Below are 24,488 nucleotides of genomic sequence, written 5' to 3' on the forward strand. Positions count from 1 at the left end.
TAACAGCTCAGTCAGCGTTTAGTAATTCAGCACCTAAGAAGCAGCTTGCTCAGGTTGCTGATGATTATCCGCTTCACTTGTGCTCTGTGTCTCTTTAGCCTTGTTATCGGTATTAGCATCTGCAATCCATTGTTGCATATGCTCAATCTCAGTCTGCTGACCATCGATGATATCTTGTGCCAATTGACGCATCTCTTCGTCAGTGCCATATTTCAGCTGAATGTTTGCCATCTCTACCGCGCCAATGTGATGCGGCAACATACCACGTGCAAATGCCATGTCAGGCACAGGATTGGCGATACCCAATACCATCTCGCCATTTAAGGCATCCATGCTTCTGGCATACGCTTGCTGCATCGCTTCAGTGTTGGATTTAGGTTTGGCTGTATCAGGGTGGCTAGCAAGCCATTTATTCAAAATATCGATTTCAACTTGCTGAGCGGCGATAATCTCTTGTGCCAATTGACGCATCTCTTCGTCAGTACCATATTTCAGCTGAATTTTTGCCATTTCTACGGCACCGCGGTGGTGTCCAAGCATCGCTTTAGCAAAGGCTGTATCAGGATCGTTATAACCCATACCGATCATCATCTCATCATGCATTCTAGTCATCGACCTTGTATAGTCTCTGAGTATGTCGGTCATTTGGCTCTCATCCGCGATGTTTTCGCCAGCTACTAGTTCGTTATCAGCGTCGACGTCATTTGGAGCATCAACGATATCAGTCACAGGTGGGGTCGCTGCATTAGGATCTGTGTCATCGTTGTCTTTTGTCGGCTGACAGGCGCTCAGTATAAGCGCTGTAGAAACGCTAGTGGCCAACAAGATCCAACGACGAGAAACAAACATAACATATCCCTATAATAAAAAACCAAATGATAAGTGGATGAGACTTATGATACCTAAATAATAGTGTTCTGAAGCTTAGCAGATAAACCTTGCTCGTTCGAGACGCGATGTTTAGCAAGTCGTAATTGATTTTAATGGATATCAAAGCCAATGATTAAGACGTATTCTTATCTAAAAAACTGATAGAAATGAGGATATGTCTTAATAAGTAGATGCCAGTCACGAGCGATCAGCAATGAGATACCAGTAGATTGGTAGTAACAATTAATCAAGAATGCCTAATTGCTGACAGCGTTCGCTAGTGAGATGAATGCGCACAAACTCACCAACGGCTAAGTCACCCAATTCAAACCCTGCTACTGACCAGCGTATCAAACGTAGACAAGGCAGTCCAACCTGCGCTGTCATACGTCTGACTTGGCGATTCTTACCTTCATAAATCGTCAGCATGAGCCACGAAGTAGGTACGTTCTTACGCTCACGAATAGGCGGCTCACGTTGCCATAAATCAATGGGTAAGTTTGTCTCTTCTACCATGAGAGCAGTCGCCGGTAGTGTCTTGCCATCTTTTAATTGTACGCCAGAGGCAAGCTCATTCAACTGCGCTGGCGTTGCTGTACCTTCAACTTGCACCAAGTAAGTTTTGCCCTGCTTATGACGGTTTTTTGCAAAATTAGCAGCAGAAGGTGGCTGGGTAATGGCTTTATTGACTCGACCATCACTCGTTAAAATCAGCAAGCCCTCTGAGGTGGCATCAAGCCTACCAGCAATCCGTAAAGACTTATCGGTAAAATACTGTGATAGGGTGGTGTGATCATTGTTGCTGTCATCACGAAACTGACTTTGCACCCCATAAGGTTTGTTGAATAAAATCAGACTAGAGGTCGACATGGTTTGGGATTTCCTAAATTTTAATCATTGTTTTGTGCGTATTTTGAGGTTAGAGCGTGTCCTCAATTTACGATTTTTAAAACGAGGACACACCCTAATAAAACGTTATTTTTTTAAATCAACGCTATAAGCTGCAAATTTGTTGATTTTATATAAAGTATCTTTGTTATTTTGCGCGTTATTATAACAGTCTGTGTGGATGCTATTTTACTAAAGGGATTTTTACAGTATCGTTAAGTCAATAAATCGTTAAGTCAATAAATGATTATTCAGTGCATCGCTATTTCACTTATTCATTTTTTAAACCATTTATCAGTATATCGCAACTTACCTATTGCTCAGAGTTTTTAGTTTGGCTAACCCGCGTTTAAAGCGGTATAAATAATCATAATAGAGTGGCTAGCATAACAGAATGCTAAGGATGCTTGCGATATCTAACATACAACCAAGGAGTTTTATCTATGTCTTATGAGAAGGTTATCGTCCCAAGAGACGGCGAAAAAATTACCGTAAATGCTGATCTGTCGCTAAATGTACCCAATCACCCTATCATCCCGTTCGTTGAAGGCGATGGCATCGGGGTCGATATCACGCCTGTCATGATAAAAGTCGTCAATGCGGCCGTGGAGAAAGCTTATCATGGCAAACAGTCCATCATTTGGATGGAGGCTTATCTCGGCGAAAAAGCCGCTAAAATATATGATGGTGACTATCTGCCAAGCGAGACGCTAGAGATTTTAAAAGACTATGTTATCAGTATCAAAGGCCCATTGACCACGCCAGTTGGCGGTGGTTTTCGCTCATTGAATGTAGCGGTACGTCAAGAGCTTGACCTCTATGTGTGTCAGCGCCCAGTTCGTTGGTTTGAAGGTGTACCAAGTCCTGTTCAACATCCTGAGCTGACAGATATGGTCATTTTCCGTGAAAACTCAGAAGATATCTATGCAGGTATCGAATGGAAAGCGGGCAGTGAGGATGCTAATAAAATCATCAAATTCTTAAAAGAAGAGATGGGCGTTACGAAGATCCGCTTCGATGATGATTGCGGTATCGGCATCAAGCCAGTATCCAAAGAAGGCTCGCAGCGTCTGGTGCGTAAAGCCATTCAACATGCTATCGATAATGATTTGCCCAGTGTGACTTTAGTGCACAAAGGCAATATTATGAAGTATACCGAAGGCGCATTTAAGGAATGGGGCTATGAGCTGGCAGCAGAACGCTTCGATGCAGAATTATTAGATGGTGGTCCTTGGATGACAATGAAAAATCCAAAAACAGGCAATGATATTATTATCAAGGATGTTATTGCTGATGCCTTTCTGCAGCAAATCTTGATGCGTCCTGCGGATTATTCAGTCGTTGCGACGCTAAACTTAAACGGTGATTATATCTCAGATGCCCTAGCAGCCGAGGTGGGCGGTATTGGTATCGCACCGGGCGCTAACAAAGGCGGTGCAATTGCGGTTTATGAGGCAACTCATGGCACAGTACCTAAATATGCGGGTCAGAATAAAGTAAATCCTGGCTCATTAATTTTATCGGCTGAGATGATGTTACGAGACATGGGCTGGACAGAAGCCGCTGATCTCATTATCAGTGGTATCCAAGGTGCTATCGCTAATAAAACTGTCACTTATGACTTTGAGCGCCTCATGCCAGATGCTATCTTGCTCAGTACTTCTGAGTTTGGTAAAGCGGTTATCAAGCACATGGATGTTTAAAAAGTATATAGAGCTGAGTCAGCAGTTATCAGAATTTTATAGTATTGATAAAAGTATCAATATTCACAAAAGTATCGCTGAACATATAAATATTATAAAGCCATCTACAGTTATGTAGGTGGTTTTTTTATTGACATTTTTTTGCTGTTTATAAGTGATATAGTCAAGGAATTTTAGAATCGCTACAAGGCGACCGACCGCAGATAGTACACTGAGTACATCTAGGGTGGGTAACACCGTAGCGGTTTAAAAGTGCTCTGACTATATTTTAAAAGTAACGTTTTAAACGTACTATCTTATGTTCAAGCATAAAAAACACCGCTTAAGTCTGAGACCTAAGCGGCGTTTTTATTTTACTTAACTGGGTTCAAAAGTCTTTATAAGTAAAGAAAATTAAGCCCAACTGTCTGCTGTATGAGCACATAACTCAATTACAATGAGGCGATTGCTGCATTGAATAGCGTGCTTGGACGCATCGCTTGTTCAGCCAATGCTTCGTCTGCCAAGTAGTAACCTTTTAAGTCTACAGGCTTGCCTTGAGCTTCATTTAGCTCCTTGACGATAGCAGCTTCGTTGCTCTCAAGCTTTTCTGCCAGCGGTGCAAATTTTGCTTTAAGATCAGCATCTTTATCTTGTGCCGCAAGCTCCTGTGCCCAGTACATCGCCAGATAGAAATGACTACCACGGTTATCGATTTCACCTGTTTTACGTGATGGACCTTTGTTATTTAACAACAGTTTTTCTGTCGCCGTGTCCAATGTATCCGCCAAGATTTGCGCTTTAGCATTGTTATCGTGACTGGCCAAATGCTCCAGAGAGACGGTCAAGGCTAAGAATTCACCCAATGAATCCCAACGTAAATGGTTCTCTTCTAGTAGCTGTTGAACGTGTTTAGGTGCAGAACCACCAGCGCCCGTTTCAAACAAACCGCCGCCTTTCATGAGTGGTACGACTGACAGCATTTTCGCACTGGTTCCTAATTCTAAAATTGGGAACAAGTCAGTCAAGTAATCACGTAAAATATTACCAGTCGCAGAGATGGTATCCAGACCACGGGCAACGCGCTCTAGCGTATAACGCATCGCACGAACCTGTGACATGATTTCAATATGCAGGCCTGTCGTATCATGATCTTTTAAGTAAGTTTGAACTTTTTTGATCAGCTCGTTTTCGTGCGGACGGTAAGGGTCTAGCCAAAAGATAACAGGCGTATCTGATTCACGGGCACGGCGTACGGCAAGTTTTACCCAATCTTGGATAGGCTCATCTTTAACCTGACACATGCGCCAAATGTCACCGTTTTCAACCTGCTGCTCAAGCAATACCTCATCAGTATCTTCATCGACAATACGAGCCAATCCTGAACCACTCGCCTCAAAAGTCTTGTCATGCGAGCCATACTCTTCGGCTTTTTGCGCCATCAAACCAACGTTAGGAACAGTACCCATGGTGGTTGGATCAAAATTGCCATGCCATTTACAGAAGTTAATCATTTCTTGATAGATACGAGCAAAGGTAGACTCAGGCATGACGGCTTTACAGTCATACATTTTGCCATCAGCGCCCCACATTTTACCGCCTGAGCGAATCATCGCTGGCATAGACGCATCAACAATTACATCACTTGGTGAATGGAAGTTGGTGATACCTTTTGATGAATCAACCATCGCTAGGCGTGGACGATGCACTTGGCAAGCATGTAAATCGCGTTCGATTTCTTCACGCTTACTGGCAGGTAGCTCAGCGATTTTTTCGTACAAACTTGCCATGCCGTTATTGACGTTGATACCTAACTCGTCAAAGAAAGCGCCATGCTTATTAAAGGCATCTTTATAGTAAGTTTTGACCGCATGACCAAACACGATAGGATGCGATACTTTCATCATCGTGGCTTTTACGTGCAGTGAAAACAAGATACCAGCTTCGCGGCAATCTTCCATTTCACGCTCATAAAACTCAAGTAATGATTTTTTGCTCATAAACATTAAGTCGATGACTTCTTTGTCCAGCAAGGCAATGCCTGTTTTGAAGACATGAATAGTGCCATCTTCAGCGACACGTTCCATACGTACAGTACGTGCTTTATCCAAAGTGATAGATTGCTCACCAGCATAGAAATCGCCACTGTGCATATGCGATACGTGGGTCTGTGACCATTGCTTCCATTCACCCATAGAGTGTGGATGCTTGCGTGCATAGTTTTTAACCGCTTTTGGTGCACGGCGATCTGAGTTGCCTTCACGTAATACTGGATTGACAGAACTGCCCAAGCTTTTGCCATAACGCTTACGGATCTCTTCTTCTTCTTCTGTCTTAGGATCATCTGGAAAGTCAGGAATAGCGTAGCCTTTGCTTTGCAGTTCTTTGATACAAGCTTTTAGCTGCTGAACAGAAGCACTGATATTAGGCAGTTTAATGATATTGGTGTCTGGATCTTGAGTCAGACGACCCAGCTCAGCTAGATTATCAGGGACGCGCTGCTCTTCCGTTAAGTACTCTGGAAACTCAGCCAACACACGGGCAGCAACAGAGATATCGCTGGTTTCAACTTCGATGCCTGCTGTTTGAGTAAAAGCTTTTACAATTGGCAAAAATGATAAGGTTGCTAGCGCTGGTGCTTCGTCAGTTTTTGTATAAATAATTTTAGACATTAGTTGGGCATTCCTTTTAGTTGTAATTAATAATAAGGCTCAAATATAAGTTAATAATTCCATGCAGCTCTGATGTAATAATGGATCATGCAACGATACTAAATAATGTGTCGCGAGTTTTTTGTAGCCAGTTCCTTGAAAACCATCGAGTCTGCTTAGAATTTTTCTTCGTTAAGCGGCAGTTTGACTGTCTTGTCTGAACGACCTGCTCATATGAATGACTTAAAAATAGAGTGCGGACGCTACATCATAGTTAACTGATTATAAATCTGATACGATGTCAATATCGCATAATGAACTAAGTGTAGTGTTTTCGGTTGTTTCTAATATGTCTTAATTACATTAAGCTGTTAAGAGCCTTATTCTACCAGTCATCGATAAAAATTTCATCCTTTCTATACAAACACTGCCTGCTAATATTCGTCATAAAACGATGAATAATACAATCATTATTCAAAAAACTGCCAGTCATATCATAGATATGAATCGTGACTAAGTGATTCTTACTCTTCTTGCAGATATGAGCTGACAAACCAAATTATCTATGTTTTTAGAGGTGACTGTATTGGGATAGCTTTTATTATCGAGAGTGCATTGTTACCTATTTTATCCATAATATCTGACAATTATGAGAGCATAATTGTGACAGAGTTTGAGTAGAATTTTGCTAGGCTAGTCATATACGAAACAAGGTATAAAAAACTACGCCCATATAAAAATAAATAGTGAGTATTATGAGTTTACAATATGCATTACTCAATGACACCAGCTGGCAGAGTCAAACAGACTGGCAAACCCCCGATACCCCTTTTATGTCGTTTGCCTTTTGGCAAGCGTTAGCCGACACTGGCGCGATTGGTGAGCAGGCAGGCTGGTTGCCGATATTTGTGTTGGTACATCGTGTCGCAGATAGTCAAAGCGACAGCTCGATAGACCACGCTGATCATAGTGAAAACCATAGCGAAAACCATTCTGCGATTAATGAAGCTGCGCAAACAGTCGCGCATCCTGTGGCGGTGTTGCCAATATTCCTCAAAGGTCATCATCGTGGCGAGTTTGTGTTTGATCATTCATGGGCAGAAGCCTATGCGCGTTATGGTGTGGATTATTATCCAAGGCTGGTTACCAGCGTGCCCTATACACCGATTACGGGTCAGCGGCTTTGGTTGGCAAAAGGTGAGACGTTAACCACCGATATCATAAAGACAGCTATCGCAGGCGTCGATGATATTGCTCAGCAAGTAGGTGCCTCAAGCTGGCACGGATTATTCATTACGCCTGAATTGGCTACAATTGCCACGGCATCTATGCCTACTGATATTGATGTAGCGCATTTGCTAGCCGCTCAAGATAATGGTTTAGAATCAACCGCAATTGACATGCCCATACTGGAACGTCAAGGCTGCCAGTTCTTATGGCAAAATAAAGACTTGCTACAAGACTGCCAACCGTTTGCTGATTTTGAAGCATTCTTAGCGACGCTAAAAGCCAAAAAACGCAAAACCATCCGTGCTGAGCGTCGTAAGGTCGCCGAGCAAGGCATCATCTGCCAACGTAAATGCGGTGCCGCTATTACTGACGAGGACTGGAAAGCCTTTTATCATTGTTATGTGATGACGTATGCAGTACGTGGACAACAGCCTTATCTGACGATAGATTTTTTTATGGCACTGGCAGCGACTATGTCTGAGCACTTAATGCTCGCACAAGCGTTAGATGCCTCTGGAGAAATTATCGCCAGTAGCTTATTTTTATACGATGATCGCCATAGCGAAAATGCCACTCTTTATGGTCGCTATTGGGGAGCACTGGGTGAGTACGATAGCTTACACTTTGAGCTGTGTTATTATCAAGGTATTGAGTTTGCTGTCGAGCAAGGGCTTAAGTATTTTGATCCGGGTACGCAAGGGGAGCATAAGCTGGTTCGTGGTTTTATTCCAACGACGACACACTCTATCCACCGTATTTATGACCCACGTTTTGTGCCAGCTATCGCCAATTTTTGCGCCCAAGACCGTGAGCATATGGCGCAGTATCGTCAGCAAGCGTTTGAGGCATTGCCCTTTAATGCGGATAATATGCCAGCCTTTGATACCAATCAATAGGCTTTGCTTAATACCCCTAACGCTCGCTTTCTTTTTTATTATTATGTCACTATTAGCCGTTAACTATGTCCAGTACTCCTTTTATTTGTCTTACCCATTTTTCTCCTCCTAGTGAGCTACTCTCGTGGCTCAATGTCGCAGGCTCTCTCACGGCAGTGTTGGAAGTGAAAGCAGGGCAGCCCTTGCGCGTGGAGCGTAGCTTTGAGGGCTACCGATTGCTGTCATTGGCACAAAAAAAACAATTGAATGTCACAGGTGCCATGCTAAATCGTCCCATGCTAGCATGGGTGCGTGAAGCGCAACTATATGGTAATGACGAGCATCCGTGGGTGGCCGCGCAAAGTATCTTTCCGTTACCCAGTCTCAAAGGTAACGCCCGCCGTCTACAGCAGCTCAAAGGCACACCCATCGGTTATGTGTTATTTAAACGCAGCCGGACTTTGCCCAATCAGCGTTTTATCCAGCAGACTGCTGAGGGTTGGCAACGGCAAACACGTTATGATTGGTATGGTCGCCAGTTGCTGATCAGCGAAACTTTTTTGCCAGCATTTTTCGCTACTGACAGTTGAATATCCGTTAAGTAGCCAGTCAGTAGATAAATATCGCTACTAATCTGCTGACCAACAACAGGTTAAGAGCATTATGATAGCGGTAAACCATTTATTTTATTGGCTATTTATCTGAGTTATATCACCATTTAATTCACTCAGCTTACAGTGAGGTTTTTTTGCGCTCACCGCACAAATTTTCATGTTACACTTAATGTTTAGCGATGATTTTGATGCCAACGCGTATCGAGTTTATTGCCGAATTGGACAAGTTAATGACAGGCCTATTGCCTCTGCTTACTCCTACTTACCTTTGCTAATAGACTCAATTCACAATAATGGTCATACCATAAAACTGAGCTTAAAAGTACCGCTGGTACTTTGAGCGACGTTGACACAGTAATTGTTTTATTGTGGGCAGCCTATAAGCTTCTTTTCAATGACATTTTTCAATGACAGTCACTACCTAGGACATCACTATGTTTAAAGATATTTCTATCAAAGATTTTGATCCAGTACTTGCTGAAGCGATGGCTGCAGAAAGCGTTCGTCAAGAAAACCATATCGAATTGATTGCGTCTGAAAACTACTGCTCGCAAGCAGTGATGGAAGCGCAAGGCACAGATCTAACCAACAAATACGCTGAAGGCTATCCTGGCAAGCGTTATTATGGTGGTTGTGAGCATGTAGACGTTGTAGAGCAATTGGCGATTGATCGTGCAAAAGAGTTGTTCGGTGCTGAGTACGTCAACGTCCAGCCACATTCTGGTAGCCAAGCAAACTCTGCCGTATTTTTAGCGTTACTTGAAGCAAATGACACCGTACTAGGCATGAGCTTAGACGCAGGTGGTCACTTGACTCACGGCGCACACATTAACTTTTCAGGTCTGAACTACAATGCCGTACAGTACGGCTTGGTCGAAGGCACTGGTCTTATCGATTATGACCAAGTTGAAAGTTTGGCAAAAGAGCATAAGCCTAAAATGATTATTGCTGGTTTTTCAGCGTATTCACAGGTAGTCGATTGGGCACGTTTCCGTGAAATCGCTGATGAAGTTGGTGCTTATTTGCTAGTAGATATGGCGCACGTTGCTGGTCTAGTTGCTGGTGGTGTTTATCCAAACCCAGTACCGTTCGCTGATGTGGTTACAACGACTACGCACAAAACCCTACGTGGCCCACGTTCAGGCATGATTTTGGCGCGTGATGAAGTACTTGCTAAAAAGCTCAATTCTGCCGTATTCCCAGGTAACCAAGGTGGCCCGTTGATGCATGTCATCGCGGCAAAAGCGGTTTGCTTTAAAGAAGCGTTAGAAGATAACTTTTCTACTTATCAGCAGCAAGTGGTTAAAAACGCTAAAGCGATGGCAAAAGTGGTTCAAGACCGCGGCTATGAAATCATCTCTGGCGGTACGGAAAACCATCTCATGCTGATCAGCCTCGTTAAGCAAGAAATGACGGGTAAAGAAGCGGACAAATGGCTTGGCGATGCGCATATTACTGTGAATAAAAATGCTGTACCAAATGATCCAAAATCGCCGTTCGTGACGTCTGGTATCCGTATCGGCACGCCAGCAATCACTACTCGTGGCTTCAACGAAGCGCAAGCGGGTGATTTGGCAGGTTGGATTTGTGATGTACTAGATAGCCGCGGTGATGAAGCGGTCGCTACTGAAGTACGCGGTAAAGTAGAAGCTATCTGCAAAGAGTTACCAGTTTACGAAAAAAATCAGTAAGTCTTAACTGACTCTTTTTGAGAGCTGTATAACAAAAACCGCTTAGCTTTTGCTAGGCGGTTTTTATTTTTTTAATAAAAGGATAATTTGATGATGCTACGAATTCATGCTCTTTACCATGTTGATTTTGAAGAGCTCAGCCATATCAAGCAGTGGGCAGATAATCGAGGCCATAGTATTACGGTCACACGTTTTTATAAAAATGAACCATTACCCGCGCAAGACAGTTTTGATTGGTTAGTCGTTATGGGTGGACCAATGAGCATTCATGATGAAAGTGACTTTCAGTGGTTAGCTGATGAAAAATCTTTCATTCAGCAAAGTATTAATGACGGAAAAACCGTGATTGGTGTTTGCTTGGGTGCACAACTGATTGCAGATAGCTTGGGGGCGAAAGTTGCGCCATCAGGCATAAAAGAGGTTGGCTGGCTGCCCATTCAATTGACCGAACAGGGGCTTGCGCATCCGCTGCTAGCAGATTTGCCAAAGAATGAATTCACTGTATTTCATTGGCATGGCGATGGTTTTGAGTGTCCCAAAGGCGCGATGCCAATTGCAACGTCACATACTTGGGCCAATCAAGGTTTTGTTTATCAAACATCAAAGCATAAAGAATTAGGTACGTGGGTGCTTGGTTGGCAATGTCATTTTGAAGTGACTAACAAGAGTATGGTAGATATGGTGTCACATGGACAGACGTATATACAAGAAGCGATGATTGATCATCCTGACTCTGTGCAAGCGGCTGATGAGATCCTAGCACTAGGGGACACGTATATTGCAGATAACAATGCATGGCTCTCGACCATGCTAGATAAACTAGCTAGATAATTCAGTGAAACGCGATTAATAATCTGTAGCAGGTGAAAATTCAGTATAAAGAAAAGCGCTAAAATGACAGATGAGCAAACCAGTCAAGACTGTGGGTTTTACTTATCTTACTTACATAATAATACTCGCTATTGATTACTTAACCTGCGACCTATCTTTTATACAATCTCATTGAACTGAAGAAAGAACCATTTAGCTTCTGCTAGGTGGTTCTTATTTGTAATAACAGATAAGGGGAGTACGATGCCTATTTCTACATCTATGTCATTTTTTTTGTAGTGTTCGTGAGGAAAATTTAGCAAGTATGTTCAATGGTAGTATTACACTTGATGAGCTAAGAGAAAATCGCGATAACCAATACTTGGATGTGAAACAAGCATCTTTTGAACACTATACGGAAGAATTGATTGAGCTGTTGGGAGAAGGACATTACGCCTTGTGCGATCTGTTATTTTTGGCAGACAACACGCCTCTGCATGAGCAGCATGACGGGCTATTATATGATGTGGCCGTCGTGCCTAAGATTGTCAAAGCGTTTGCCGCGACAGACTTAAAAAAATTGGTACACGACATCGGTTACCACGAAGCAGAGAGCCAAGAAGGTTTGAATACGTTTCTTGAGAATTTAAATCATGTTCATAAGTTATTTGAGTTTGCAGAAGAGGACAAGCTCAATGTGGTTGGGTTTACGCTTTAATATATATAAACTTGCTTTAAGTATTTGTTACTTGAAGTATTTTAAAACTTGAGCGTCTTAGTTTGATGTGAAAAACCGCTTAGCTGCTGAATGGCTAGGCGGTTTTTTTGTGTCGTAGAAAATAGTAGCTAATCCTTCTTCAACGCATGACTGTCTTCTAATATGCCCATAAATCTCTCATATAGCCAAGGTTCAGCATCATCGATGGCTTGGTTATATATTTTATAGCCGATCAAGTCCACCATAAAATCGAATAAGAACTTGGCAGGCAAATTACCGATATCCAAATCAAACTCTTCGCTCATATAATCTCTCAAATTATCTAACAGCGCTTCTTCCTCTTCCTTCGATAACTTGATAAGTTTGTCTTTACTCATATTATTCTCTCAATACTAGGTAATGATCTAGCTTAGTTCAATCATACCTTTATAGGAAGGTTGAATAACCAATAAAAAAGCTGGGTTACGATAGCGTAGCCCAGCCTTATTCAGGTTAATTCGACTTTATTGCTTATCAAATTACATAAACGGCAGTTTAGTAAATATCTGCAAGATCGTTGCATTGACGATATCGACAAAGAATGCACCAACCATTGGCACAATCAAAAACGCCTTAGGCGAAGGCAGATAGCGATCCGTGACCGCCTGCATATTGGCAATCGCCGTTGGCGTCGCACCCATACCGAAACCACAATGTCCAGCTGACAAGACCGCTGCATCATAGTCTTTACCCATCACCTTAAAGGTTATGAAATAGACATAAACAACCATAATGACCGTCTGTACTAGTAAGATAATCAACACAGGGCCTGCCAAATCAGTCAGCTGCCATAGCTTCAATGACAGCAGCGCCATGGCTAAGAACAGACTCAAAGAAGCGTTACCAAATACGTCGATAGAGCGATCAAACATATCAAAATTAAAGATAGTGGTTAAGACATTACGAATAATCACACCACCTGCCAACGCCCATACGAAGGTAGGTAGCTCAAACCACGTGCCTTGGGCAACAAGCGTCATGACATCGGCGAAGGCCAACGCTGCGGCAAACAATGCCAATGTTTCAATAGTAGAAGAGGCAGTGATAAAGCGCATGCTGTCAGGTCTTTCAAAAATTTCTTTATTGCTACTCGCTGAATCTTCGTCATGTTTGGTGCTATAAAGCGACTGCGCACCAGCGACTTTTTCGATGTCACTAGGATTGGGATTGGCGGGTGTTGGTTTTAACCCCAGCTTTTGAATCAGGCGACGGGCCACAGGACCACCAATGATACCACCAGCGACTAAGCCATAGGTGGCAACGGCGATACCAAGTGTCGTTGCACCGACCACACCGTAATCTTGCTCCAAGGTGATACCCCAAGCGCCTGCCGTACCGTGACCACCAGTCAGGGCGATAGAACCTGTCACTAATCCAAGTAGTGGATCAAGTCCCAACGCGCTTGCCATGGCCACACCAACGACATCTTGCAAGACGATAAAAACGGACACAACGATGGTAAAAATTAACAATGGCGTACCACCAGCTTTGAGTCTACTAAAATCAGCACTCAAACCAATAGAGGCAAAAAACATCAGCATGGTCGCCGTCTGTAATCCTTGATGAAAGTTAAAACTATATCCCCAAATGATATTTAGAATATAGACCACTATTGCTGCGACCAAACCACCAGCAACAGGCTCTGGAATGTTAAAATCTTCTAAGAATTTAATTTTCTTGACCAAAAAGCGCCCAAGTAGCAGCACTAGAGTGGCTAGTATCAGCGTGTAATAGCCGTTTAGGGTAATTTCCATATATTAATCCTTTCTATAAAAATAAATTAACCTGAATTCGGGATAAATATGGTTTTATCTCGAATTCAGGTTTGTGTGGTGATTGTCGACTAGGCATCATCCACGGACGGCATAATAACCCATAATTGCGGCTTGCCAAAATCTCTGTAGGCATCTTCAATGATGCTTTTGAAAACATTAAAATCTTCGGTGTTTATTTTTTTCACCGCTGTTAGATCCAGCATCAGGTGAGTCACTTCGCTGTCCGTTAAACAGTCCCATGCGCTATCCCAGTTATGTGAGAAATAACTGGGAAAATCACAGGCATTGGCTAAGTTTGTTAATAATGTGGCTTTATTGAGTATCTCGTCTACCGGTATGTTAACAGTCTGAGCGGGCATGCTAGCATTTAGTGCTGTAGTTTTTTGGTTAATATCTTGGTCAAAACCCAGATTAATATAGTAGATGGCTTTACTCATATTATTTTACGTCCAGTCTGCGAAAGCTATCATAGTGATCAACGGTTAAGTAATATACGGTCGGCGGATGACCACCTGTGACGATACGCCGTGCACCGCGATGTGACACGCCAGGGGTCGGCACGGTATATTCGCGGTAGTAGCCTTGTGACTGCGTGGGCAATCTGCCCTCACGATTATAAAATGTCGTGCCATCTTTATGAGGATAAGGAAAAGGCCCGCCTCGTTGTATAAGGGCAATGGTATTGTCTATCTGAGCATCGCCCGTGACGCCGCTTGTCTTTGCTGGCTGGGTCTCGGATGAGGTTTGTGATACCGTCGTTGGGTCAATACTATTGGTCAAAAACCCAGACGACAAATCACCAAAAAAGTAAACAGCGACGGCAATAAGGGCAATCACACTAAATAGGGTAGAGCCTAAGCTTCTCTTGTTTTGATTGCCACGCTGATGATGGCTATTGTCAGGGGTAGTGTGTCGCGGGTTTTTGTTATTATCAGTAGGGTTGTTTCGGCTGCCAGTATTTGAATAGGGATTGGTTATATTTGAGTCTGGAGTGGCTAAAATACTCAATTCGTTGGAAGTGACTTCAGTGGCTCGTAGTTGGTTTTTATCATTACGCTGACTATTAAAATAGACGCTTTGACCAACGGTTATCGGCTGTGATAATCGCACTTTACTCACATGAAAAAACACGTCTTCACTTTGGTTGTCTACATCGATAAAGCCATAGCCTTTATCTGAATTCCAGTGCTTGATTTTACCACTCTGCATAAGCCCACTTTCCTATCGCCTGTTTTATTATCGTGCCGCATGACTTCTACCATACATATGGTTCTGATGCCGCATATATAACATATTTGACACTACTAAAAAACGCCAGCAACTGAGCTGGCGTTTTTTTGTGGATTATACGTTAAATGAGAGAGTGGATGATAGGCTAAGCGACAAGACGTTAGGCGCGAGTCTCACCATGACCATACACGATCCATTTTTGTGAGGTGAGACCTTCAAGTCCTACTGGACCACGAGCGTGGATTTTATCGGTCGAGATGCCAATCTCGGCACCCAATCCATACTCAAAGCCATCGGCAAAACGGCTAGAGGCGTTAATCATAACGCTCGCCGAGTCGACTTCACGGATAAAACGTTGCGACTTGGTATAGTTGTCGGTAATGATAACGTCAGTATGATGGCTGCCATGAGTATTGATATGTTCAATGGCTTCGTCAATACCTGACAAGACTTTTACCGCTAAGATAGGCGCTAAATATTCGGTATCCCAATCCTCAGCAGTGGCCGCAGACAAATGTCCAGCAAGCTTAGCATTGTCATTTAAGATGGCTTGTGACTTGTCATCAAGGCGCAATTGCATCGCATCGTCAGCGGCGATGATGGCTTCGGCAATCTTAGGTAATAGCTCACCCGCGACTGATTCGTCGATCAATAGCGTCTCCATGGTATTACACGTACCGTAGCGATGGGTTTTTGCATTGACGCTGACTTTGATGGCGATTTCGGCATCCGCATCACTATCGATAAAGGTATGGCAGTTGCCATCTAAATGCTTGATGACAGGAACGCGAGCATCGCGGCTGATACGTTCAATCAATCCTTTGCCACCGCGTGGGACGATGACATCGACATAATCTGTCATGGTGATCAGCTCGCCGACAGCAGCACGATCTGTCGTTTGTAATACTTGCACACTGTGTTCAGACAGCCCGACTTTTTGTAGTCCTTCCAAGATACACTTGGCAATCGCTTGATTGGATTCAAACGCTTCAGAGCCGCCGCGCAAGATAATAGCGTTGCCTGATTTTAGCGCCAATGAAGCCGCTTCTAAGGTCACATTAGGGCGCGACTCATAAATCATGCCGACCACGCCGAGCGGCACCCGCATTTTACCCAAATGAATCCCTGATGGCTGATAGGTCATGTCAGTGACTTCGCCGATAGGGTCTGGTAATGAGGCGACGTCTTTTAACCCTTGGAGCATGCCGTCAAAGCGGGCATCATTTAGCTCTAAGCGATCCAGTAAGGCTGCCTCTAAATCGTTGTTTTGTCCATTATCCATATCGATTTTATTGGCGGCCAAAATATCTGATTTGGCCTCTTTTAACACATCATGAATCGCCATTAATGCTGAGTTTTTGTCACCAGTGTTTGCTGCAGCCAGCACACGAGAAGCCGCTCGTGCTTGCTTGCCGACAGCTTGCATATACGCAGTAACGTCTGTGGTATTCGATTGACTCATAAATTATTTTCCTTATGTTATAAATGTTTTAAGCAAATGAAAGCGCCCAAAAAGGCGAAAATGTGGCAAAAAGATGATTTTGATACCTGTCAGGTATTATGCTATTTAACATAGAGGAGATTGAGGCGATAGTAAAGATGATTTTGTGAACAGTGTCTGCTTTACATAGCGTTTATGAGCATTGTCGTCGCGTCATTTTACTGACTTTACTATTACTGAGTCCTTGCCACTTCATGATACAAGTACCGTTTTAGAGAAAGCAAAAACACAAGCTTTCGGTTACGTGGTTTTAACAGAACTGCGTTGTAACTACTAAGGTAGCTAGCATTAATCATACGTATAGTAGAGCTTAACGGTGCATCAGAAAGCAATTAAAGGGCAGACATTCATGTACGAATGGTTGCTCGTCAAATACAACTTAACAAATGAAATAATGATGGAGAATAAAAATGGCTATTAGAAATGACACTATCGACAACACCACGCGTAAAAGCTTGCTGACAGTTGGTTTGGTTGCCGCGGCATTGACATTGGGCGCTTGCGGTAAGAAAGAAGAAGCCCCTATGGAAACTGCTCCAGCCGTTGATGCACAAACAGCAGTAGAGGATGAAGCTACTGGTGTTGCGACAGCAGGCGATGGCGATGATATTGCAGTTGCTAGTGCCGATGATGGCATGGCAATGGGTAATAATGACGATGTGGCGGTGGCAACAGCAGATGAGGCCGAAGTGCTGGATGGTACTGAGAGCGAAGAACATGTCTCGACGTATTAAATCGCTACTTTGATTAACTGGTTATCATTAGTTGATGATATAAGCGAATAAAACTAGATAATCAGATAAAACTACGCCCAGTACACGAAAGTGATAAAATAAGGCTCAGCGCTGTAAATACAGTCTGGGCTTTTTTGTGTTAGCTATTTAGTGGCTTATTAATATTTAATTACCACTGATTGAGCATTGATTCAGCGTTGATTGAGCATCTGTTTCAATACAGGATTTGCCTTTTTGCTGTGTAATAAGAGACAATGTGGCATTTTTTTCTATTTGTATCACGAATCATTGCCTTATCACAATAATGCTATGATTGATGCTGATACTATTTATGCTGCCTATGCCGCTATTTTTTATTTATTTTTATTCGTGTTTTCACTCATATTTATTGGAAGTCTGCTGAACCATGCTTGATATTGCAAAAGATCCGACTCGGCCTATCGCCTTAGATTTACAAGACGTCCATAAAAGCTATGGCTCATTGGCAGTGCTAAAAGGAGTGTCCCTTACCGCATATGACGGTGATGTCATCTCTATTTTGGGCTCATCAGGCTCAGGTAAATCTACCTTGCTGCGCTGCATTAATTTGCTCGAAAAGCCCAATCAAGGTCGTATTATTATCGGTAATGATGAGCTGATGCTCAAGCCTGCCAAGTCAGGTGAGCTGCAAGCGGTCGATATTAAGCAATTGGAAAACTTGCGCGCGCGCGTGGGTTTTGTCTTCCAAAACTTTAACTTGTGGCCGCACAAAACGATTTTGCAAAACATCATCGAAGGGCCAACGCAAGTTTTAAAGATTAAAAAAGATCAAGCCATTAGCGATGCTGAAAAACTGCTCGATAAAGTCGGTTTGCTTGATAAAAAAGACGCCTATCCAGCGAATTTATCTGGTGGTCAGCGTCAGCGTGTGGCAATTGCCCGTGCGCTTGCCATGCAGCCACAAGTGCTGCTATTCGATGAGCCAACCTCAGCCTTAGATCCAGAGCTGGTCAATGAAGTGCTCGCCGTCATGCGTGAGTTGGCAGAAGAGGGGCGTACTATGCTTATCGTCACCCATGAGATGCGTTTTGCGAGAGAAGTATCAAGCAAAGTGGTGTTCTTGCATCAAGGCGTGATTGAAGAGATTGGCACGCCTGAGCAAGTTTTTGATAATCCTACCTCTGAGCGTGTCAAAGACTTTATGGCATCGCATCGTCAGAACTAGCCTCGTATTTAGTATCCGTTTTATATGCAAAAATGGGGTGGTAATATTCTTACCACCCTATCGTCATTTTATTTTAAGCATAAAATTACTGCTTAGTAAGCAGCGTTGACTGTTTATTACTCGTTAATAACAGTCGGTATGTAAAACGTTTGTTTTTGATATTTTACTCAGGTATTATCAAAAGGTTTACAGGTGGTCGATAATGACGGCTGCTTGTGTATTCTGCTATCTATATTGCTTGTCTGGCAGGGACGTCAGAGAACAAAATATCAGAACCCTACATTAAAAACCCATCAGAATTTAAGGAATGTATGATGTCGAATTCTCGCCTATTGTGGTCATCGATGACCGTTACCGCCGCATTGATGCTGAGCGCCTGTAGTCAACCGGCTAATGAAACTACTGATAGCAACACTGACGCCGCTGCAGCAGAAACGGCTGGCAAGACCATTCGTATCGCGACCGAAGGTGCTTATCCTCCTTTTAACTACACCAATGCTGATGGCAGCTTGGCAGGCTACGATATTGACGTTGCCAATGCCTTGTGTAAACAGATGCAAGCCAAATGTGAAATCGTCGCTCAAGATTGGGATGGTATTATTCCGGGTCTTTTAGCACAAAAATATGATGCAGTGATTGCGGGTATGTCTATTACACCTGAGCGTCAAGAAAAAGTCGACTTTACCGAGCCTTACTTTGCCAATACGATGGTTTGGCTGACCGATACCAAAGGCAGTTTTGATCCTATGGCGATCAAAAATTTGACACTTGGTGGTCAACGTTCAACCACGCCTGGCGCTTATTTACAAGATAACTATGAAGGCAAAGACGGCAACACTGTGCAGTTGTATGACAATTATGACAATGCTTATCTGGATCTAAAGTCTGGTCGTAGCGATGCAGTATTGGCGGAAAAAGTCTCTGCCAAATCATGGTTGGCAGACAACCCTGAAGGCTTTGGTATCGTTGGTGACGAAATTGACAATGACGACAATATTGCCATTGCTGTTCGTAAAGGTGACGCACTCAGAGACGACTTTAATAAAGCACTCAGCGAAATCCGTAGTAACGGTGAGCTGGCCCGTCTTGAGCAAGCGAACTTTGGTCAATAATCTTCTGATTGAAAAATGAAGGAATAGCAAACATGACAATATCAATGACATCATCATTAAAAACTAAGGCGCTTTGGCTTGCGCCATTAAGTGCCGCGATGCTTATGCTGGCTGGTTGTAATAATAGCGCCACGCCAGAAGATGGTGCGGCAGCTGACACCACAGCCGATGCACCTATGAACATAAAAATTGCCACCGAATCAAGCTATAAGCCGTTCAGTTATACCGATGCTGATGGCAAGTTAATTGGTTATGAGATTGAGCTGGTCGATGCTCTGTGTGCACAAATGAAAGCGAAATGTGAAGTCATCTCACAAGATTGGGATGGTCTCATTCCTGGTCTAAATGCCCAAAAATTCGATGCGATTATCGCAGGTATGTCGATCACCCCTGAGCGTAAAGAAGTGGTTGAATTCACTGACCCGTACTTTCACACTGGCATTATCTTAATTGGTAAAAAAGGTGATGACATTCGCATCGATGCATTAAAAGGTCAGCCCATTGCCTCACAGCGCTCAACCGTCGCTTCACAGTACTTGCAGGATGAACATGCAGATGCTGATATCAAGCTTTATGATACCCAAGATAATGCGTATCTGGATCTGACTTCAGGTCGCGTACGGGCAATGATGTCCGATAAAGTCACTGGCATCGATTGGCTAAAAACGGATGCTGGCAAAGACTATGAAGTGAAAGGACAAGAAATCAGCACCGACGAAGATGCCATGGGTATCGCACTGCGTAAAGGCGATCCATTGGTCGCTAAGTTCAATAAAGCGTTGGCTGAATTAAAAGAAAACGGTACTTATGACCAAATCACAGGCAGCTATTTTGGCACCAGCTCTACTGCTGCTGCGCAAAAAGCCGTGGCAACCACCGACGTAAAAGAAGTGATGGTGGTTGAAGGTGATGATGCTGTTGAAGTGAAAGAAGAATCAGCTGAAGCGGCGACTAACTAATATCATAGCTCATCTCTGTGCTCGGCTGATATGGCTGTCACGTATGGCGATATTCACTCATAGAGATGAGTGTTATTTTACTCACAAACCCCAAGGATGATCATGAATAACCATTTTGACCAACACCGTGCAATCGCGAACGCATCCGTTATCAATGGCATCAAGGCGCGACGTTTTTCAGCGCCCTTGCTTGCGATGGCGGCGCTTTTAACCTTAGTAGGGTGTAGCAATGGTCAAAATGATGCAAATGATGATGTCAGCCCAGACGCCGCTGAGACCGCAGCGACGGGTGATGTGTTGCGTATTGGTACCGAAGGCGCTTATGCCCCCTTTAACTATACCAATGCGGATGGCACCCTTGGTGGTTTTGATGTTGATATTGCCAACGCTATCTGTGCCGATATGAAGGTAACATGTGAAATCACGGCGCAAGATTGGGACGGTATCATCCCGGGTCTAAAAGCGGGTAAGTACGATGCGATTGTGGCCGCCATGTCGGTGACGCCTGAGCGTGAGCAACAAGTCAGCTTTACAGAGCCGTACTTTAGCAATACCTTGGTGTTTTTGGCCAAAAAAGACAGCAGCTTCGATCCTAGCAATAGCGATGATATCAATGCGCATTCTATTGCCGCTCAGCGCTCGACCATTTCTTCGCAGTGGTTAGAAAAGGTTTATCCGAATGCTGATATGAAGCTTTATGACACGCTCAGTAATGCATTTTTGGATTTGGGTTCGAATCGTGTCGATGCGATGGTGTCTGATAAGCTGCCAGCGCTAGAATGGCTTGGCTCCACCTCAGGCAGTCAGTATGCGCTCAAAGGTCAAGAGATTGACATAAACGATAATTTTGCCATCGCGGTGCGCCCCGGCGATGCATTGCAAGCAAAAATTAATAAGTCATTGGTCAATATTAAAGCCGATGGCACTTACGATAAAATCAATCAAAAATATTTTGCGATTCCAGCGTCAAGCTCGACGGTCACTACTGAGCCGACAGAAAAACCTGCTGAATAAGTCTTAAAATATGTTTAGCACTGTTGCATCGTAACCGTGAGAGTAGTGATTTTAATAGGTTAATTTGAATTCCATTTCATAGGAAGGGTATTGCTTCAATAGCGATATCCTTTTTTTGTTTTTTATAAAAAATAGTTCGGTCTTGTGATATTGACTGTTCGGTTTGTAAAAATATGACTAATCTAATGTGTTTTTAAGAAGATAAGCGTCTATTTAAGCACTGCTTTTACGTGTGAGTATTAACATAGCTGGCAGCGAATATGATAAAATCAGCGCTCATTTCTACTGTGTCAATTTCCGCCGCAATAATCGTATTGATTTGACGTCGATCTATGACGCCAAGCACCAAGGTCTATTTGGTATAAAATACGCTTATCAGCAGCGCTCAGCGATTGATGCTGATTCTTTTAACTCATATTTTGCAAATTGCTAATATAAAGAGACTGAGTGGATAATTGTGTTTGATTTACAAGGATTTGGCGCGCTACTACTGAGCGGCGCTACCGTCACCATCAAGCTTGCCATGACCAGTTTAGTCATCGGCATGGCTTTAGGGCTGCTCGGTGCCACAGCTAAGCTGTCCAACGTCTGGCTGCTGCGTAAAATTGCGACTGTATATACAGCGACAATGCGCGGTATTCCAGAGTTGCTATTGGTACTGTTTATCTATTACGGTGGCTCTATGCTGCTGATGACGATTCTCAAGAAATTCGGCTATAACGAATATGTTGAGATTAGTGCCTTTTGGGGTGGCGTGATGGCGTTGTCTATCGCGTTTGGCGCTTATGCGACTGAAATTTTTCGCATGTCGATCCAAGAGATTCCGATAGGGCAGAAGGAGGCGGCGCAAGCGATTGGTATGCGTCCTTTTCAAACGTTTTATCGCATTACCTTGCCACAAGTTTGGCAGATTGCGTTGCCAGGATTGGGCAATTTGTTTTTGGTGTTGCTCAAAGATACCGCATTGGTATCAGTTGTGGGTCTCAAAGACATCATGTATCAGGCGTCACGTGCCGCCCAATCAACGCAGCAGCCATTTACTTTTTATATGGCAGCGGCGATTATTTATCTTGGCTTAACCATGTTGATTACTGGTTTTATGATGTGGCTCGAATGGCGCGCCAATCCAGCGGCACGCTACGCTAAAAAGCTGAGCCGTCAGTCAACCCACCGTCAATCGACCATAGGATAGAGGAGAGATACTATGGATTGGAATTGGCAGGTTATTTTTGATAGTATTCCTGATTTATTAAACGGGGCAGTATTGACCGTACAGCTGGTGGTTATCTCAGGTATTATCGGTCTATTTTTTGGTTTGGTTTTAGCCCAGTTGCGCTTGTCAAAAAACTGGCTGGTACAAATACTACCATTTTCTTATATCTTCTTCTTCCGTGGCACGCCGCTGCTGGTACAGATATTTTTGATTTATTATGGTCTAGGACAGTTTGAGGCTATACGGAATTCGTTCTTATGGGAACCTGTGCTCAGTCAAGCGTATTGGTGTGCCATCATTGCCTTTACCATGAATACCAGTGCTTATTTGGCAGAAATCATTCGCGGTGCGATTCAGACCATTCCTGTTGGTGAGCTCGAAGCAGCTGACGCTATCGGTATGTCGAAATGGCAGAAGCTTACGCGTATTACTTTACCCCGTGCCTTTGGCATTGTCATTCCAGCTTATAGCAATGAAGTGATCTTTATGCTAAAAGGCAGTGCGCTTGCGTCAACCATCGCTTTGATGGATATTACGGGTGTCGCTCGAACCATTAGTGCGCGAACTTATACCTTGATGGAGTTGTTCTTTGCTGCTGGTATTATTTATCTTCTGTTATCATGGGTGATTCTATTTAGCTTTAGGTTGTTTGAAAAAAGAATGAACCGCCACACAAGCTATGTACCTCCCGATGTAATGACCAACACCATACCTTAATGGTTTGGCTAAAAATAATGCTAAAAAATCAATGAAATAGCGGGTTAATATCTTAATATTAACCCGCTATTACTTTGTTTAACTGCCATTTATCTCATTTTTATGGCTATTTTTAAAATGAAGATAAGCCCTAGAAAAATAGCGATAGATAGTGCAGTATGTATGACCAAACTATCAATAATCTGCTGTGAGTGCCTAGTATGAGCCAATCACCCCATATGTCTTTAATCAATGCGATTGCTGCCAGCGTCAATGATGACGCGAGCATCGCAACGGTTAACGATAGCGTACGTGCATCCATCGGCAAGGTGGTCTGTGTCGGTCGTAATTATGCGGAACACGCCCGCGAGCTTGGCAATGAGATACCAAAATCACCCATCTTATTTATGAAACCAGCATCGTCAGTGGTCAGTGTGCGTCATGATATCGTCCGTCCCAATCCAGCAATATATGGTGAGACCCATTATGAAGCTGAGCTGTGTGTGCAATTAGCAGCAGACTTATCGGCAGCCACGCTTGAACAAGCACAGCAAGCGATAGGTGGCGTGACTTTGGGGCTGGATTTGACCCTACGTGACTTGCAAAGTAAGCTCAAAGAAAAAGGTCATCCATGGGAGCGTGCTAAGTGTTTCGATGGTGCCTGTGTACTTGCTGATTGGATTGATCCGCAAGCGTTTGGTGATTTTAGTCATGTCGAATATCAGCTTTATATCAATGACGAGTTGAAGCAAGATGGTGATAGTGCATTGATGCTATTTCCAGTTTATGAATTACTGGCAGAGATTAGCCATGCCTTTAGCTTACAAGCAGGTGATGTAATTATGACTGGAACGCCAAGCGGCGTTGGCATACTACAAGCAGGCGATGCGTTAAAATTGAAGCTCGGTGCCCATGAATGGCAGGCGCAGGTTCAATAAATTTTTATAGCAGCACTATTTTATCAGTCGTCAAATGCAGCGAC

General features: G+C 43.4%; 23 protein-coding genes. 15 read left to right on the forward strand and 8 right to left on the reverse strand.

The window, feature by feature from the left end; genetic code table 11:
* Nucleotides 1–33: 33 nt before the first annotated feature.
* Entirely contained in the window at nucleotides 34–849 is an 816-nt protein-coding gene (locus AK822_RS01890) for a CopM family metallochaperone (RefSeq protein ID WP_087945529.1), read from the reverse strand.
* A 264-nt stretch (nucleotides 850–1,113) separates the two neighbouring features.
* Nucleotides 1,114–1,740: a pseudouridine synthase gene (locus tag AK822_RS01895; protein WP_060490377.1), complete on the reverse strand. Its 627-nt coding sequence runs from the start codon at nucleotides 1,738–1,740 to the stop codon at nucleotides 1,114–1,116.
* 461 nt (nucleotides 1,741–2,201) lie between these two features.
* Between AK822_RS01895 and icd the strand changes: the two genes are divergently transcribed.
* The gene (icd, locus tag AK822_RS01900) at nucleotides 2,202–3,461 is read left to right on the forward strand and encodes an NADP-dependent isocitrate dehydrogenase (RefSeq protein ID WP_060490378.1); all 1,260 of its coding nucleotides are present in this window, start codon (nucleotides 2,202–2,204) and stop codon (nucleotides 3,459–3,461) included.
* A 431-nt stretch (nucleotides 3,462–3,892) separates the two neighbouring features.
* Here icd and AK822_RS01905 read toward each other — a convergent pair whose 3' ends face one another.
* A complete protein-coding gene (locus tag AK822_RS01905; RefSeq protein ID WP_055123469.1) occupies nucleotides 3,893–6,112 on the reverse strand; it encodes an NADP-dependent isocitrate dehydrogenase in 2,220 nt (739 codons plus the stop codon).
* A 734-nt stretch (nucleotides 6,113–6,846) separates the two neighbouring features.
* Between AK822_RS01905 and AK822_RS01910 the strand changes: the two genes are divergently transcribed.
* The 5 genes from AK822_RS01910 (at nucleotide 6,847) to AK822_RS01930 (ending at nucleotide 12,029) form a co-directional block, all read left to right on the forward strand.
* Nucleotides 6,847–8,217, forward strand: coding sequence for a GNAT family N-acetyltransferase (locus AK822_RS01910; protein WP_060490379.1), 1,371 nt, complete (start codon nucleotides 6,847–6,849; stop codon nucleotides 8,215–8,217).
* 65 nt (nucleotides 8,218–8,282) lie between these two features.
* Nucleotides 8,283–8,786, forward strand: coding sequence for a chorismate--pyruvate lyase family protein (locus AK822_RS01915; RefSeq protein ID WP_060490380.1), 504 nt, complete (start codon nucleotides 8,283–8,285; stop codon nucleotides 8,784–8,786).
* Between the two features lie 458 nt (nucleotides 8,787–9,244).
* Nucleotides 9,245–10,501, forward strand: coding sequence for a serine hydroxymethyltransferase (gene glyA / locus AK822_RS01920; RefSeq protein ID WP_055123466.1), 1,257 nt, complete (start codon nucleotides 9,245–9,247; stop codon nucleotides 10,499–10,501).
* 90 nt (nucleotides 10,502–10,591) lie between these two features.
* Nucleotides 10,592–11,332 (forward strand): type 1 glutamine amidotransferase, encoded by a 741-nt coding sequence (locus tag AK822_RS01925; protein WP_055123465.1) that lies wholly within the window; start codon nucleotides 10,592–10,594, stop codon nucleotides 11,330–11,332.
* A 304-nt stretch (nucleotides 11,333–11,636) separates the two neighbouring features.
* Nucleotides 11,637–12,029, forward strand: coding sequence for a hypothetical protein (locus AK822_RS01930; RefSeq protein ID WP_060490381.1), 393 nt, complete (start codon nucleotides 11,637–11,639; stop codon nucleotides 12,027–12,029).
* A gap of 128 nt (nucleotides 12,030–12,157) precedes the next feature.
* Here the strand turns inward: AK822_RS01930 and AK822_RS01935 are convergent, their stop codons facing one another.
* The 5 genes from AK822_RS01935 to AK822_RS01955 all read right to left on the reverse strand — a co-directional run bounded on the left by AK822_RS01935 (nucleotide 12,158) and on the right by AK822_RS01955 (nucleotide 16,535).
* Complete coding sequence (locus tag AK822_RS01935; protein WP_060490382.1) at nucleotides 12,158–12,406, reverse strand: DUF2164 domain-containing protein; 249 nt, start codon at nucleotides 12,404–12,406, stop codon at nucleotides 12,158–12,160.
* A 141-nt stretch (nucleotides 12,407–12,547) separates the two neighbouring features.
* Complete coding sequence (gltS, locus tag AK822_RS01940; RefSeq protein ID WP_045453577.1) at nucleotides 12,548–13,822, reverse strand: sodium/glutamate symporter; 1,275 nt, start codon at nucleotides 13,820–13,822, stop codon at nucleotides 12,548–12,550.
* Between the two features lie 89 nt (nucleotides 13,823–13,911).
* The gene (locus AK822_RS01945) at nucleotides 13,912–14,280 is read right to left on the reverse strand and encodes a barstar family protein (RefSeq protein WP_060490383.1); all 369 of its coding nucleotides are present in this window, start codon (nucleotides 14,278–14,280) and stop codon (nucleotides 13,912–13,914) included.
* 1 nt (nucleotide 14,281) lies between these two features.
* Complete coding sequence (locus tag AK822_RS01950) at nucleotides 14,282–15,052, reverse strand: ribonuclease domain-containing protein (protein ID WP_060490384.1); 771 nt, start codon at nucleotides 15,050–15,052, stop codon at nucleotides 14,282–14,284.
* A 181-nt stretch (nucleotides 15,053–15,233) separates the two neighbouring features.
* The gene (locus AK822_RS01955; protein ID WP_060490385.1) at nucleotides 15,234–16,535 is read right to left on the reverse strand and encodes a glutamate-5-semialdehyde dehydrogenase; all 1,302 of its coding nucleotides are present in this window, start codon (nucleotides 16,533–16,535) and stop codon (nucleotides 15,234–15,236) included.
* Between the two features lie 449 nt (nucleotides 16,536–16,984).
* Between AK822_RS01955 and AK822_RS01960 the strand changes: the two genes are divergently transcribed.
* The 9 genes from AK822_RS01960 to AK822_RS02000 all read left to right on the forward strand — a co-directional run bounded on the left by AK822_RS01960 (nucleotide 16,985) and on the right by AK822_RS02000 (nucleotide 24,444).
* On the forward strand, nucleotides 16,985–17,308 hold the full coding sequence (locus AK822_RS01960) for a hypothetical protein (RefSeq protein ID WP_060490386.1): 324 nt from the start codon (nucleotides 16,985–16,987) through the stop codon (nucleotides 17,306–17,308).
* Nucleotides 17,309–17,714: 406 nt separating this feature from the next.
* Complete coding sequence (locus AK822_RS01965; protein ID WP_045443533.1) at nucleotides 17,715–18,512, forward strand: ABC transporter ATP-binding protein; 798 nt, start codon at nucleotides 17,715–17,717, stop codon at nucleotides 18,510–18,512.
* 311 nt (nucleotides 18,513–18,823) lie between these two features.
* Nucleotides 18,824–19,624: a transporter substrate-binding domain-containing protein gene (locus AK822_RS01970; protein WP_198329618.1), complete on the forward strand. Its 801-nt coding sequence runs from the start codon at nucleotides 18,824–18,826 to the stop codon at nucleotides 19,622–19,624.
* Between the two features lie 32 nt (nucleotides 19,625–19,656).
* Nucleotides 19,657–20,583: a transporter substrate-binding domain-containing protein gene (locus tag AK822_RS01975; RefSeq protein WP_060490387.1), complete on the forward strand. Its 927-nt coding sequence runs from the start codon at nucleotides 19,657–19,659 to the stop codon at nucleotides 20,581–20,583.
* Nucleotides 20,584–20,685: 102 nt separating this feature from the next.
* Entirely contained in the window at nucleotides 20,686–21,597 is a 912-nt protein-coding gene (locus AK822_RS01980) for an ABC transporter substrate-binding protein (RefSeq protein WP_372814685.1), read from the forward strand.
* 232 nt (nucleotides 21,598–21,829) lie between these two features.
* The gene (locus AK822_RS01985) at nucleotides 21,830–22,030 is read left to right on the forward strand and encodes a hypothetical protein (RefSeq protein ID WP_045453591.1); all 201 of its coding nucleotides are present in this window, start codon (nucleotides 21,830–21,832) and stop codon (nucleotides 22,028–22,030) included.
* A gap of 24 nt (nucleotides 22,031–22,054) precedes the next feature.
* Complete coding sequence (locus AK822_RS01990; RefSeq protein WP_045453595.1) at nucleotides 22,055–22,789, forward strand: ABC transporter permease; 735 nt, start codon at nucleotides 22,055–22,057, stop codon at nucleotides 22,787–22,789.
* Between the two features lie 12 nt (nucleotides 22,790–22,801).
* Nucleotides 22,802–23,527, forward strand: a complete 726-nt coding sequence (locus tag AK822_RS01995) for an ABC transporter permease (protein WP_045443544.1) — start codon at nucleotides 22,802–22,804, stop codon at nucleotides 23,525–23,527.
* Nucleotides 23,528–23,727: 200 nt separating this feature from the next.
* Complete coding sequence (locus AK822_RS02000) at nucleotides 23,728–24,444, forward strand: fumarylacetoacetate hydrolase family protein (RefSeq protein WP_087945530.1); 717 nt, start codon at nucleotides 23,728–23,730, stop codon at nucleotides 24,442–24,444.
* The last annotated feature ends 44 nt before the right edge of the window (nucleotides 24,445–24,488 follow it).

Source organism: Psychrobacter sp. P11F6 (assembly GCF_001435295.1).
GTDB lineage: Bacteria > Pseudomonadota > Gammaproteobacteria > Pseudomonadales > Moraxellaceae > Psychrobacter.